General features: G+C 26.1%; 12 protein-coding genes. 9 read left to right on the top strand and 3 right to left on the bottom strand.

What is annotated here, in order from left to right:
* Positions 1-205 precede the first annotated feature (205 nt).
* The 5 genes from ACUN06_RS03545 to ACUN06_RS03565 all read left to right on the top strand — a co-directional run bounded on the left by ACUN06_RS03545 (position 206) and on the right by ACUN06_RS03565 (position 5,585).
* Entirely contained in the window at positions 206-1,126 is a 921-nt protein-coding gene (locus tag ACUN06_RS03545) for an ABC transporter ATP-binding protein (RefSeq protein WP_449390103.1), read from the top strand.
* A complete protein-coding gene (locus ACUN06_RS03550; protein WP_449390104.1) occupies positions 1,126-2,349 on the top strand; it encodes an ABC transporter permease subunit in 1,224 nt (407 codons plus the stop codon). The genes ACUN06_RS03545 and ACUN06_RS03550 overlap by 1 nt, the downstream gene beginning before the upstream one ends.
* 100 nt (positions 2,350-2,449) lie before the next feature.
* The gene (locus ACUN06_RS03555; protein WP_294398638.1) at positions 2,450-2,596 is read left to right on the top strand and encodes a hypothetical protein; all 147 of its coding nucleotides are present in this window, start codon (positions 2,450-2,452) and stop codon (positions 2,594-2,596) included.
* A gap of 204 nt (positions 2,597-2,800) precedes the next feature.
* A complete protein-coding gene (locus tag ACUN06_RS03560; protein WP_449390105.1) occupies positions 2,801-4,480 on the top strand; it encodes an immunoglobulin-like domain-containing protein in 1,680 nt (559 codons plus the stop codon).
* Positions 4,481-4,604: 124 nt separating this feature from the next.
* Positions 4,605-5,585, top strand: coding sequence for an aromatic acid exporter family protein (locus tag ACUN06_RS03565; RefSeq protein WP_294162590.1), 981 nt, complete (start codon positions 4,605-4,607; stop codon positions 5,583-5,585).
* Positions 5,586-5,672: 87 nt separating this feature from the next.
* Here the strand turns inward: ACUN06_RS03565 and ACUN06_RS03570 are convergent, their stop codons facing one another.
* Entirely contained in the window at positions 5,673-6,422 is a 750-nt protein-coding gene (locus tag ACUN06_RS03570) for a hypothetical protein (RefSeq protein ID WP_449390106.1), read from the bottom strand.
* Between the two features lie 128 nt (positions 6,423-6,550).
* Here ACUN06_RS03570 and ACUN06_RS03575 point away from each other — a divergent pair, with 128 nt between their 5' ends.
* A complete protein-coding gene (locus tag ACUN06_RS03575; protein ID WP_412345231.1) occupies positions 6,551-7,765 on the top strand; it encodes a M20 metallopeptidase family protein in 1,215 nt (404 codons plus the stop codon).
* Positions 7,756-8,586, top strand: coding sequence for a phosphatase PAP2 family protein (locus tag ACUN06_RS03580; protein ID WP_291734560.1), 831 nt, complete (start codon positions 7,756-7,758; stop codon positions 8,584-8,586). Before ACUN06_RS03575 ends, ACUN06_RS03580 begins: the two co-directional genes overlap by 10 nt.
* A 28-nt stretch (positions 8,587-8,614) precedes the next feature.
* On the opposite strand, the gene ACUN06_RS03585 is transcribed toward ACUN06_RS03580, so the two are convergent.
* Complete coding sequence (locus ACUN06_RS03585) at positions 8,615-9,334, bottom strand: hypothetical protein (protein WP_412345234.1); 720 nt, start codon at positions 9,332-9,334, stop codon at positions 8,615-8,617.
* Between the two features lie 172 nt (positions 9,335-9,506).
* Positions 9,507-11,093, bottom strand: coding sequence for an asparagine synthase B (gene asnB / locus ACUN06_RS03590; protein WP_294398621.1), 1,587 nt, complete (start codon positions 11,091-11,093; stop codon positions 9,507-9,509).
* A 324-nt stretch (positions 11,094-11,417) separates the two neighbouring features.
* Here asnB and ACUN06_RS03595 point away from each other — a divergent pair, with 324 nt between their 5' ends.
* The gene (locus ACUN06_RS03595) at positions 11,418-12,893 is read left to right on the top strand and encodes a UDP-N-acetylmuramoyl-L-alanyl-D-glutamate--2,6-diaminopimelate ligase (protein ID WP_412345237.1); all 1,476 of its coding nucleotides are present in this window, start codon (positions 11,418-11,420) and stop codon (positions 12,891-12,893) included.
* Between the two features lie 319 nt (positions 12,894-13,212).
* Entirely contained in the window at positions 13,213-15,474 is a 2,262-nt protein-coding gene (locus ACUN06_RS03600) for a glycogen/starch/alpha-glucan phosphorylase (protein WP_302542756.1), read from the top strand.
* Positions 15,475-15,488: the final 14 nt, after the last annotated feature.

The following is a 15,488-nucleotide window of genomic DNA, read 5'->3' on the forward strand; positions in this document are numbered from 1 at the left end:
TATAATTACTAAGGAGGAGATGATGATGAATAATACGGAAGTTTCTTTGTTATTTTCAATAAATGAAATGATGTATTATGGGAAAATATACTTATTTTCCTATAATATATATTTTTAAGAAATAATTAAGAAATATTAAAAGGTTTATTAAGAAATACTTATTATAGTAGTATATGTACTTCAAGAAATAGTAGGAGGAATATAGATGAATGTTTTAGAGGTAAATAATTTAACAAAGTCATTAGGGAAAAGAGAAATTATAAAAGGTATAAGTTTTAATATAAAATCTGGAGAGATATTTGGATTTTTAGGTCCAAATGGTGCAGGAAAAACTACTACTATAAGAATGTTAGTTGGATTAATTAATCCTACATCAGGGGAAATAAAAATTTGTGGACATGATTTAAAAAATGATACAAAAAATGCATTAAGGGAAGTTGGAGCTGTAGTTGAAAATCCAGAGTTATATAAATACTTATCGGGAAGAGAAAATCTTATGCAAATTGCAAGAATAAGAAATGTCTCTAAAGAAGATGTAGAGGAAACTATAAAGCTTGTTGGTCTTGAGGGAAGAATTGATGATAAAGTAAAGAAATATTCCTTAGGAATGAAGCAAAGATTAGGGCTTGCAGCATCTTTATTATCAAAACCAAAGCTATTAATTTTAGATGAACCAACTAATGGTTTAGATCCATCAGGTATATTAGATTTTAGAGAAGTTGTACAAAAGGCAGCTAAAGAAAGAGGAATGGCTGTATTTGTATCATCACATATATTATCAGAAGTTCAAAATCTTTGTGATAAGGTGGCATTTATTAATGATGGAGTAATTAAGGCTGTAGAAAAAATAAATTCAGATACAAATTCTATGGAGACTGAAAAAGATATAATTTGTGTAGTTTCTAATGATGATAAGAAAATGATTGAAAATGAAGTTAAAAAATTAACTTATGTTTCATCATGTAAAATTAATGATAAAGGATTACAAATAATATTAGAATCTAACTCAACGTCTAGACTAGTTAAGCATTTAGCATGTAATAATTTTAATATTGAAGAAATCTATAAAGAAAGAAAAGGCTTAGAGCAAAGATATATGGAATTAGTTGAGGGAGGAATAAGATAATGTTATTTACTTTAATAAAAAATGAATTAATAAAGCTTATGAAAAAGTCTAAGACTTGGATAGTATTTTCGCTTTTTGCAGCATTTATATTAATAACTATATTTGCGCAATATAGGGATGATAAAAATATGAGGATATGGAATTCACCAGAAAGACAATTAAAAATGGCTCAAGATAATTTAAAGTATTATAATGAAGAACTTGAATCAAATAAAGACACTGATGTTAATCCAGAATATATAGCATATTTACAAGATGCTATAGAAAATTCAAGGGAGCAAATAAAAAACTATGAATATATAATAAAAAATGGATTAGATGAAGAGGCATGGAAGATTAAATTAGATCAAATGATTGAGTATAGTAAGCAAACTATAGAAGATTATAAAAATTATGATGATGAGTGGTCAAGAAGATATTTAATGCAAGAGCAAGATAATTTGGAAATTTATAATTATCTTAGGGATAATAATGTTGAGCCACTTTATGGATGGGAATATGAAGCTTATAATTATATGACTTCACTTATGCAATTTTTAGGGGCAGGGCTTTTAGTTTGTGGTATAGCTGTATTTATGAGTGATATAGTTTCAGGAGAATGTACTCCAGCAACATTAAAATTCTTACTTGTACAACCAGTAACAAGAGGAAAAGTACTTTTATCTAAGTTTATAGCAGTAACATTAACAGTTATTACTATGATTTTAGGGGCAGAACTTATAGGCTTTGTTTTTGTGAACTTAACTAGTAAGTTAGGTGGAGCTAGTTATCCAGTTAGTTTAGGAGCTAAGTATAATAAGATTATAAATTCTGAAGGTATAGCTGAATTAGTTAAAGTTGTAGGTTCAGGTCATATAGGAACTAACTTAGAGTTATTTGTTAAAGCTATGTTATTCCAAGGGTTATTTATTGTAGCAACTTGTTCAGTAGTTTTCTTAATTTCAACTTTAATTAAAAGTAGTATGGTAACTATGGCGTTATCAGTAGTAGTTACAGTTTTTTTAACTATAGCAAGCCAATTAATGGTTACAATTAAAGATTTTGCTCATTTAATATTTGTGAATTATGCAGATGGAATTAGTATATTAACTGGAAGTAGTGCATTAACATTTAATAATCCTAATATGACAGTTCAAAATGGAATAATTATTATGATTGCAACTAGTGTAATTTCATATATAATTGCGCATATTAATTTTACAAGAAAAGATATTTTAATTTAATAAAAATAATTATATTGTATAAGTTAATTAATAATAAATTGTATCAAGAGAAAATATGTATATTTTTAATCTTCAATAATTATAAAATACGCACACCAAAATGGTGTGCGATTTTTGTTATATAACTAAGGAAGAAGTTGAAGCAACAGAATTATGGGTAATGATTTCTTATTTAGCAATTTATATAGGAATTATATTTTTAATAACATTAGCAGCTATATTAGTACTTCAACAATTATGTGAATAAGCTGATAATATTTATAGATATGAGTTATTAAGAAAAATTGGAGTAGATGAAAATATAAGAAATAAATAATTATTAACTAACCATAGCCATTATTTTGAAATAAAATCTTAATAATATTTTTTTAAATTATAAAAATAATGAAATTATTTTTTAAAACACCATATTATTATAATAGATTATTTCTAAAACATAATGGAGGAATAGATGAAAAAGGCATTATCAATTTTTTTTAGTGCAGTTGTAGTAATAGCATTATTATTTCCAAGTACTTATTTTAATGCAGAGGAAAATAATGAGGCAAAAGAAGATAGAAATATAAGTGAAGAAAATATTAAAGAAGATGATGTACAAGTAAATGATAAAAAGGATGTAGGTAATATAAATGTTGAAGTAAATGATAATGATGAAAAACAAGTAAAAGATGATGAAGGAACTAATGAAGAGGAAAAAAATGAAGAAGAGGGAGATAAAAAGCAAGATGAGGAATTAGGGGAAAAGCCAGAGTCTAAAAGTGAACCTATAATAAGTGTTAGTGATAAAACAATAAAAGTAGGTGACAAATTTAATCCATTAGATGGAGTAAGTGCTAAATCAGGTGATGGCGAGGATTTAACAAATAAAATTGAAATAAGTGATAATGAAGTTAATGTAGATAAGGCTGGAACATATAAGGTATCTTATCATGTTAAAGATTCTAATGGTAAAGAAGCATCTAAGGCAATTACAGTAACTGTAGAAAAAGATGAAGAAAAAGATGAAGAAAAAGAAAATTCATTACCGATTATAAATGCATCAGACAAAACAATTGAGTTAGGAAGTAAATTTAATCCATTAGATGGAGTAAGTGCAAGTGATGAGGAAGATGGAGATTTAACTTCAAAAATAAAGGTTGTAGAAAATAAAGTTGATGTAAATTCAATTGGCAAATATTCAGTTAGTTTTGAGATAACTGATAGTGGCGGTAAAAGCATAACCAAAAGTATTAATGTAACTGTTGAAGCTAAATCAGAATCTAAAAGTAATAAATCACCAATAATATATGCTGAAGATATAACAGTTGCATTAGGTTCAAAATATGATCCATATGCAATGGTAAGTGCATCAGATCCAGAGGATGGAAATATAACAAATAAAATTAAAGTTGTTTATAATTATGTTAATGTAAATAAAGAAGGAACATATAAGGTTGGATATAAGGTTACTGATAGTTCAGGAAATTCAGCATCTTGTGTAATTAAGGTAAAAGTTAAGGATATGAATACTCAAAAGAAAAAAGAAAAAACCAATAATGTTCCTGTTATATATTGTAATGATATATTTATAGCATTAAATTCAAAGTTTAATCCATTAGGATGGGTAGCAGTAACAGATAAAGAAGATGGAGATATAACTAATAAGGTTATGGCAATATACAATAATGTTAATACAAGTATTGAAGGAAATTACCATGTAACTTATGAAGTTGTTGATAGTGATGGAAACAAGGTAAATAAAGCAATGATGGTTGTTGTTCAATCAGAAGATGAGTTAAATAAAGAAAATACCCCACCAATCATTAATGCTAATAATATTACAGTAAAAAAAGGCACTTATTTTAATCCATTAGATGGAGTTACAGCATTAGATAGGGAAGATGGAAATTTAACTAACAATATCATAATAAAGGAAGATAGTGTTAATATAAATAAAAGTGGAGTATACCAAATAACTTATGAAGTAACTGATAAGAAAGGGCTAAGTGCTACAAAAACTATTAATGTCACAATTGAGGGAACTGGAATTTTTAATAGTTTAGTAATAGTTGAAATTAGTATAGTAGTATTGCTTATAATAGGAATAAGTTCAATAACAGTAGCAATTATATCAAATAGAAAAAAGAAATAAATATAACTTTAGATTTATAAAGTAAAGAAATTAATGATAAAAATAGTGATAAGCTCTGCTTGTCACTATTTTTGAATTTATATATAATATGACATAGTTATACACAGTTAGAGGAAGGGCAAAAATGAAAAAGATTAACTATTTAAAGTATATATATAATTTAGCATTTAAAATGGCTATATCAGCTACTATAGCATTAATAATAGGAAAGATTTTAGGATTACAATATGCTACAGTAGGAGCTGTAATTGCAATTTTAAGTATACAAGATACTAGAAAAAAGGCATTGATAATAGGTTATAAAAGAATTACTGCATGTAGTATAGGAATTTTATTATCAGTAATTTTATATAGTATTTTAGGCAATAGTGCAATAAGCTTTGGTATATTTTTATTAATTTTAATACCAATAACATCAAGAATAAATGTTCAAGAAGGAATGGTTCCAGCTGTAGTATTATCAACACATTTTTTAACAGCAAGTAATATTACAGCTACTTTAATAATAAATGAATTATTGCTTATGATAATTGGAATAGGTGTTGCAGGTATAGCAAATACATTTATGCCTTCATTAGAGGATAAGTTTAAGGATGATAAAGAATGGATTGAAGAGCATTATAGAATTATAATTCATAAAATAGCAAAATCATTGATAACTTATTCAGTAGATATTGATGAACAAAAATTAATGGATGAAATTGAAAAAAGGTTATATGAAAGCAAAGAAACAGCATATAAAATTGTAAATAATAATTTTTTTAAGAGTTCTTCATATTATACAGATTATATAAATATGAGAATTAATCAATTTCATATAATAAAAAGAATGAGAGTTCATTTTGAAAGGTTTAACATACCTGTTGAACAAATGAAGCTTATGTCTGATTTTACATTATGTGTTTCAGAAAATATAAGAGAAATAAATGATTGTAAAGAGTTATTAAATGACTTAGAAATTTTGAGAAATGAATTTAAAAAAATGGAATTACCTAAGTCTAGGGAAGAATTTGAAAGTAGGGCACAATTATTACAATTCTTAAATGATATGGAGGAATTTTTGCTTATAAAGAGAAGTTTCTTTAAAAATAAATATAATAATTAAAACTAACAATATATATTATGTAAAATAAGGGAAAGTAAGAAGTGTTGCTTTATAGAACTTAAATTACTTTCCCTTCAAAATATTAAATTAGTCAAGTTTTAATACTTTTGTATAATCGACAGTTGTATAACCTGCTGTAGATGTACCGTCTATTCCAGTATATAAGTCATTTCCAAAGTAAACTGCAACTTTATTTACATTATAATTATAAGCATAAGTATCTATTATGGATGCCATAAATCCTTGAGAAGTAGTATCATCAAGTTTCATTTCATCTAAGAAATTATTATTAAATACAACTTTTAAAACATTTGTATCATAATCTAAAGTAGCAGATTTAACACCATAATCTTTAGAAAGGGTTAAAAAGTTGTTGTTATTATTTGGTGTTGTATATAATTTTTCTGTTAATGCAGTAACAAATGCATTATCAGTAACTGTAGAACTAGTATCTACACAGTAAGTTTTTGAATCAACTTTATTATAGTAGAAAATTCTACAACTTCTACTTACTGTTGAATTATCAGAAGTTGTAGTAAGCTTTGGTGAAGTAGAAGAGGAAGAAGTATTAGCAGAAGATGATGAATCATTGCTTTCTATAAAATTGTTATTAGCAACAGTAGATGAAGCATCTTTAGAATCTGAACCTTCATCAGTAGTCGTATCATTTGTTATGTTACCTTCAGTATTATTAACATTATCAGCATTATTAGTATTTTCTGATGCTGTCAAAGAATCATCAGTAGTATTTCCTGTAATAGCATTTTTTAAACTACATGATGAAAGTGATAAGCATAATATAGTAGTACAACATAAAATTAATAAGTTTCTTTTCATAATTTCACCTCTAAAAAAATTAATTCTAAATAGATATTACCATATATTGTAAAATATTTAAATAAATTTTATTAAATAATATACAAATTTTTCATAAAAATATATAATTTATATCATGGAGGCGTAAAATGGATATTATAAAAGAAACTAAACTTATAGGTAATTATTTAATTTCACTAAGAAAGGATTTTCACAAACATCCTGAGCTAGGAATGGAAGAGTATAGAACTTCAAAAAGAATTAAGGAAGAATTAGATAAAATTGGTGTAAAGTATGAAGATGGAATAAAAACAGAAGTAGTTGCAACTATAGGAAGTGGTGAGGAAAAAGTAATTGCATTACGTGCAGATATGGATGCATTAAGGATTCAAGAAAATACAGGGGTAAGATATGAATCACAAAATAAGGGATTAATGCATGCTTGTGGACATGATGCACATATGGCAGCATTACTTGGTTCAGCAATGATTTTAAAAAAATATGAAGAAAACCTTCAAGGAAAGGTAGTTTTAATATTTCAACCAGCAGAAGAATGTTCAAGTGGGGCAAAATTAATATCAGAGCATGGATATATAGATGATGTTGATGAAATATTTGGATTACATGTATTTGGTGATATTGAATGTGGTAAGATATCAATTGAAGAAGGGCCAAGAATGGCAGCATCAAATAAATTTACAATTAAAATTATAGGAAAATCAGGTCATGCTGGAAAGCCACATCAATGTATAGATGCAACAGTTGCTTGTGCTGCAATTGTAATGAATTTACAATCTATTGTGAGTAGAGAAATTGATCCCTTAAATTCAGCAGTAGTTACAATTGGACATATTAAATCAGGGGAAACACATAATATAATTTCAGGGGAAGCAATGATTCAAGGAACTATTAGAAGTTTTAATGCAACTACAACAAAGCATATACAAAATTCAATAAAAAGAATTGCATATGGCACTGCTGTAGCATATGGAGCAACTGCAACTGTAGAATATGACATTTCTCATCATCCAGCTGTAATTAATGATCCAGAAGTAACTAAAATAGCATTAGATGCAGCTAAAAAAATATTTAATCCTAATGATTTGATTAGTGTTCCCAGAATGATGTTAGGAGAAGATTTTTCTATATATCAAAAAAGAATTCCAGGGGTATTTGCATTTGTAGGTGCTGGAAATGAAGAAATAGGAAGGGATTATCCAAATCATAATGATAAATTTAATATAGATGAAAAGGCAATATTAATAAGTACTCAATTATATGTTGCTTTTGCATTAGAAGCATTAAAGAAGGAAAATAAGAAACATATTTTGATAAGTAAAATTAAGGAGGAAAAATGGAGTTAGAGATTCTAAGAAACATACAAAGTATTGCCAATCCATTTTTAGATATTTTATTTCAACTAATAACTATATGTGGAGAGCAAATGGTATTAGTTTTAATAATATCGATAATTTATTGGGTAAAAGATAAGAAGTTTGGAGAATATATTGCATATGCAGTATTAACAAGTGTATTAGTTAACTGTGTAGTTAAAGATATTTTTAAATTTAAAAGACCAATAGGTGAAGAGGGAATTAGAACCTTAAGAGAAAAAACTGCAACAGGATATTCATTCCCAAGTGGTCATACTCAAGGAGCAGGTTCATTTTATGGGGCAATGGCAATTTATATTAAAAAGAAAGTTATGTATATTATAGCTATAATAATGATAATATTAATAGGGTTTTCAAGATTATACTTAGGAGTTCATTATCCGAAAGATGTTATAGTAGGTGGGATTTTAGGAGTATTAATATCATATATTTGTTATAACATATATAATAAATATGAAAATAAAATCATGGTATATACAATTACATTTATAATATTTTTACCTGCATTAACTTTTGCACATTCTGAAGATTTTATTAAAGGATTAGGTGCTTATTTTGGTTTTTTAATTGGTATGTTTATTGAAAAAAGATATGTTAATTTTTCTGTCGAAGGAAAAGGAATAAATAAAGTAATTAGAGTAGTAATTGGAGTATTAATATTATTATGTTTACAAAAAGGATTAAAAATAGTACTACCAAGTGAAGCTATATTTTCATTTATTAGATATTCAATAATAAGTATTTTTGGAATTGGGATTTATCCAATGATATTTAAAAAGCTTAAAATTTAAAATAAGGGTGAATTTTCCACCCTTATTTTTATTTAATTGAATTTTTTAATGTTGTTAATCTAGATATGTATCCAGAAGTATTAGTTAAACTGTTTTTAGAAATTTTACTAACTAAGTCATTATTAGTACATATGCTATCTATATCAGCTATATCATGAGATGCTTGTAAAAGAATAAGTACTTCTTTAATATATGTTAAATCATTACTATCTTTAGATGAAATTTTAGAAAAATCAGTAGATAATTTATTAGCTATAGGATTAAATTCCTTATAATATGAATCATCAAATTTAGATGAATTATTTTTTTTAGAATTATCAATTAATTTAGCAAGTTCAATTCTCATTTCTTTTAATTCACCAGTATAATTTTCAATAATATCATCTGTAATATCAATTAATTCTGGATTAGAAGTATATCCTTGAATAATATGAGATGTAAATAAAATTGCTCTATGTAGCAATATTTCTTCACCAAGATAATCAATACAAGGATTACCTGAAGGTGGAAGAGATGATAGCTTATTAATTATGGTAGTTAAATAATCATTAGTAATATTATAATAAGAATCATCTATAAATGATGAATAAGGGTCTTCTGATACTTCAGTTATTTGTGTTAAATCATTTAAAGTAGATGTATCTATAGGGTCAGTGGTATAAGATGAAAATGCATATACTGATAAGTTGTTAAATAAAATTATTGTTAATATTAAAATAGATAAAAGTAAACTTAAATGTTTTTTCATTTGTTTCACTCCTTATAAATTATTTATTATAATATTTAGTATGGTTAAAATAATAGTTTTTATAAATTATTATAAAAAAAGTTATAAAAAATTGGCAGGTAAAGTTATAATTAATTTAAAGTATGAGAAAATATAAAAGGAGTTCTAAATATATTTTAGGCTCCTTAAAATCTTATTTACCACTATCACCATAGTTAGAAAGTACTCTAGCACTTGGGTCATTAACGTTACATCCAGGCCATTCTCTATTTGGCATCCAAAACCCCTTAATCCATTTTTCATTTCCAGCGTAGTATTTTTCAAAAATATCTCTATAAAGAAGTGCTTCCTTAGTAAAAGGGGTACAATGTTTATAGCGTTTTTTTGCTAAGGAAAGTTCAGAATCAGTATATTTTGATTCTGCATATTCCTTTAAATAATCAACAAGGGAATGTCCTACAGCATCACTAAAAGCAGCTTTTTCACGATATAATAATGAAGTTGGTAAATATTGTTGTCCATCAAAGGCTTTTCTTAATAAATATTTTCCTTTATTATAAGTGTTCATTTTTTTTGAAGGATTAATACTCATTACATAATTTACAAAATCTATATCAGCAAATGGAACACGACCTTCTAAGGCGTGAGCTGATATACAACGATCAGCTCTCAATACATCATACATGTATAATTCTTTAATTCTCTTTTGAGATTCTTTTTGAAATTCGCTTGCAGATGGAGCAAAGTCAGTATATTTATATCCAAATAACTCATCGCTAACTTCACCAGTTAATATAACTTTTAAGGTAGTATTTTCATGAATATATTTACATAATAAATACATTCCAATACTTGCTCTAATTGTTGTTATATCAAAGGTTTCTAAATGATAAATTACTTCATCTAATGTTTTAAGAACATCATTTTTATTTATTATGACTTCAGTATGATCAGTTCCTAAATAATCAGCGGCTTGTTTTGCATATTTTAAATCTATTGGATCAGTATCCATTCCAATAGCAAAAGTTTTAATAGGGTCTTTAATCATTCGTTGAGCAATAGAGCAAACTAATGAAGAATCTAAGCCTCCACTTAATAAATATCCAATTGGAGCATCTGCATGAAGTCTTTTTTCAACAGCAGAAATTAATTTAGTCCTTATATTTGTAAAAATAGTATTTAAATTATCGTTATTTATAAATTTTGTATTAGATAAATCATTATAACAAGTAAATTTTCCATCCTTATAATAATGGCCAGGAGGAAATGGCATAATATCATCACAATAATCTATTAATGCTTTTGCTTCACTTGCAAAAGAAATTTTATGATCTTTTTTTGTATATCCATAAAACATTGGTCTTATTCCCATAGGATCTCTTGCAGCCATTATAGAATTATCCTTAGAATCATATAAAACTAATGCAAATTCAGCATCAAGCATTTTACACATTATTTCAATTCCATACTTAAGGTATAATGGAATTAAAACTTCACAATCACTATTGGAGTGAAAAATATATTCTTGAGATAATAATTTTTTAAAAGAATTATAATTATAAATTTCACCATTACATACAAGTTCACAAGAATCATATTTAAATGGTTGATTTCCATTAGATGATAAATCCATTATTGATAAGCGGTTAAAGCCCCATAATAAACCATTTTCAATGGCAAGGTAATTATTATCTGGACCCCTATGATAAACCTTTTTTAAGGCTTTTGAAAGGTCAGATAAACTTAAATTATCAGAAGAAAATACAACAAAGCTACACATCTTTTTTTCCACCTTTTATAAAATAATAAAGGCTCGCTTTAAGCGAGCCTTATGAATAATTCTTATTTAGACAAAGGCCACGATAAAAATAAAGTATATTTTTATTTATCATCGCCTTTGATGATATTTCAAAAACTATTTGTTAAATTATACTATATTTCAAATGAAAATGCAATAAAAATATAATAATACTAAAACTAATACTATTTATCTAATTGCTATTCTTTTATAGATAAAGAATAATAAATGATGTAAAATAGTTATAAGATATAGAGTTCATTGAGATAAGAGTTTAAAAATAAATTTAAGATAGGGAGATTTTAAATGTTATTAAGTGAAATATTAAAAAAATCAAATTTGGAGTATAGTTCTACAAATGAAATAAATTATCAAAATATAGACGTTATAGATATTACAAGAGATACAAGACAAGTTAAAAAGGGAAGTCTTTTTATTGCTGTTATAGGAGTTAAGGTTGATGGACATGATTTAATAAATGAAGCAATAGAAAAAGGTGCTAGTGTAATTATTCATAGTAAGGATATAAAGGATATTAAAGATAATGTTGCCTATATAAAAGTAAAAGATACAAGAGAATGTATGGCTATTATTGCAAAGACATTTTTTAATATACAAGATAATGACTTAACATTTTTAGGTGTAACAGGAACTAATGGAAAAACTACATCAACATATATGATGAAACACATATTAGAGCATGCAGGAAATAAGGTTGGTCTTATAGGTACAATTGCAAATTATATTGGAGATAAAATGATTCCAACAAACATGACAACGCCTGAAGCAATAGAATTATTTAGACTTATTAAAGATATGAGAGAAGGTGGATGTAAGTATTGTTTAATGGAAGTATCATCTCATGCATCAGCAATGGGAAGAGTTGAGGGATTAAACTTTAGTAGAGGAATGTTTACAAATTTAACTCAAGACCATATGGATTATCATAAAACATTTGAAAATTATTATAATGCAAAATTTAAATTTATTAAAGGTTCTAAAAGTACTGTTATAAACTGTGATGATAAATATGGAAAGAAAATGTTAAATACATTACATGAAACAACTAATGATAACAAGATAGTTACTTCATATGGTGTTGAGGATGGATATGTTAGAGCTAAAAATTTAGATTTACAAGCTAATGGCTCTTCTTTTGATTTATATATTGGAGAAGACTTTAAGGGAAAAGTTAAGCTTCATATTCCAGGACTTTATAATATTTATAATGCATTAGGTGTAATTGGAGTGCTTGTAGTTGGAGGTTATGTTATTGTAGAAGATGTTATAGAAGGTTTTGATACAATGAAAGCAGTAGCAGGAAGATGTGAGAGAGTTTATCATGATAAAATGAATTGTACAGTAGTTGTTGATTATGCACACACTCCTGATGGGCTTGAAAATATATTAGAAACTATGAAGGAAGTTGTTAAAGGAAAATTAATAACTGTATTTGGATGTGGCGGAGATAGAGATAAAACAAAGAGACCACAAATGGGATCAATTGCTGAAAGGTATAGTGATGTTACAATAGTAACTTCAGATAATCCAAGAACAGAAGATCCACATAGTATAATAGAAGATATATTAGCAGGAATTAAGGATAGTCATACAGTAATTGAAGACAGAAAAGATGCAATAGAGTATGCATGTAGAATTGCTGGCGAAAATGATATAGTTGTAATTGCAGGAAAAGGCCATGAAGATTATCAAATAATAGGAACAGTAAAACATCATTTTAGTGATAAGGAAGTTGTATTAAATTATTTTGATTCAATATAAAAAATTAAGAAGTAGAGATAAAAGCTAAATTTATTTATTTAAAAATTTACTAATGGAATAGATAAAATTGGGCTTATATCTCTATTTTTTATAAAAGTCAATTATATCAATGGTAAAATTGTTTACTTTAGAAAATGATAAAAAGTTAAAAAAATTAGTTTTTTTTAAAATGGCATAAAAATATACAAATTTTAATAAAAATATACAAGGAGAAAATAAAAAAATTGTTATTATATAAGTATAAAATGATTAATCATAAAAACAAATTTTAAATTATATAATAAATAAAAATAATGAATTTAAGGTGGGATAATTTATTATGGTAAAAAGGAATTTGGAAGAAATATTAAGTTTAAGATTTGATACAACAATTAAGGAAGCTACAAATGAACAAGTATATGTAGCATTGTTAGAAATGACAAAGAATTGTATTAAGAATAAGGGAACTAATAAAGGAGAAAAGAAATTATATTATATTTCAGCAGAATTTTTAATTGGTAAGTTACTTTCAAATAATTTAATTAACTTAGGATTATATGATGAAGTTAAGGAAGTTTTAGCTGCTAATGGTAAAGAATTAATTGAAATTGAAGAAATTGAATTAGAACCTTCATTAGGAAATGGTGGACTTGGAAGACTAGCTGCTTGTTTCTTAGATTCAATAGCTACTTTAGGTTTAAATGGTGATGGTGTTGGATTAAATTATCACTATGGATTATTTAAGCAAGTATTTAAAAATAATAAGCAAACAACTGAAAAAAATCCTTGGATAACACCGGAAAGCTGGTTAAACAAATCAAATATTAAATTTGATGTATTATTTGGTGGATTTAAAGTAACTTCAACTTTATATGATATAGATGTAACAGGATATAATCAAGCTTCAAATAAGTTAAGATTATTTGATGTAGACACAGTTAATGAAACAATAGTTAAAGATGGAATTAACTTTGATAAAGAGGATATTAAGGAAAATTTAACTTTATTTTTATATCCAGATGATAGTGATGAAGCAGGTCATTTATTAAGAATTTATCAACAATACTTTATGGTAAGTAATGCTGCTCAATTAATTATTTTAGAGGCAGAAGAAAATGGATATGACTTACACAAGCTAGATGAACATGTAGTAGTACAAATTAATGACACACACCCTTCAATGGTAATACCAGAATTAATAAGATTATTAGGGGAAAAGGGTATAGAAATGCAAGAAGCTATTGGTATCGTTACCAAAATGTGTGCTTATACAAATCATACAATATTAGCAGAAGCATTAGAAAAGTGGCCAATTGCATACTTAGAAAAAGTAGTACCACAATTAATTCCAATAATTAGAGAATTAGATAACTTAGTTAAAGAAAAATATGATGATGAAAGAGTTTATATAATAGATAAAGATGACAGAGTACACATGGCTCATATGGATATACATTATGGATTTAGTGTAAATGGTGTTGCAGCTCTTCATACAAAAATATTAGAAGAAGAAGAGTTAAAGCCATTTTATGATATATATCCAGAAAAATTCAATAATAAGACTAATGGTATAACATTTAGGAGATGGTTAATTCACTGTAATAATGAGTTAACAAATTATATTACAAGCCTTATTGGAGAAGATTTTAAAACTGATGCAACTAAGTTGGAAGAATTAGGGAAATTCGTTGATGATAAAGATGTATTAGCTAGACTTGGAGAAATTAAAAAACATAATAAAATAGCATTAAAGAAATATTTAAAAGAACATCAAAACATTGATATAGATGAAAATTCTATATTTGATATTCAAGTAAAGAGACTTCATGAATATAAGAGACAACAAATGAATGTATTATACATTATTCATAAGTATTTAGATATAAAGGCAGGAAATATTCCAACAACTCCAATAACAGTAATATTTGGAGCTAAGGCAGCACCTGCATATGTAATTGCTCAAGATATAATTCATGCAATTCTTTGTTTACAAGAAATCATTGATAATGATCCAGAAGTAAATAAATATTTAAAAGTTGTTATGGTTGAAAACTATAATGTTACAATTGCTTCTAAGCTTATACCAGCTTGTGATATTTCAGAACAAATTTCATTAGCATCTAAGGAGGCTTCAGGAACAGGTAATATGAAATTTATGTTAAATGGTGCATTAACATTAGGAACAGAAGATGGTGCTAATGTTGAAATTCATCAATTAGTTGGAGATGACAATATTTATATTTTTGGTGAATCAAGTGAAGAAGTAATAAATCACTATAAGAAAGCAGATTATGTTTCAAAGAAATATTATGAAAAAGAAGATATTAAAAAATTAGTTGACTTTATTGTTAGTGATGAAATGTTAAAGGTTGGAGATGAAGTTAATTTAAATAGACTATATAATGAATTAATTAATAAAGATTGGTTTATGACATTACTAGATATTGAAGATTACATTAAAACTAGAAATAAAATGATTAAGTATTATGAAGATAGAGAAGGTTGGAATAAAAAGGTATTAATTAATATTAGTAAAGCTGGTTTCTTCTCTTCAGATAGAACAATTGAACAATACAATGATGATATTTGGAAATTAAAATAAGAAAATAATAAATT

The sequence above is a fragment of the Clostridium sp. ETTB3 genome, from assembly GCF_053571985.1.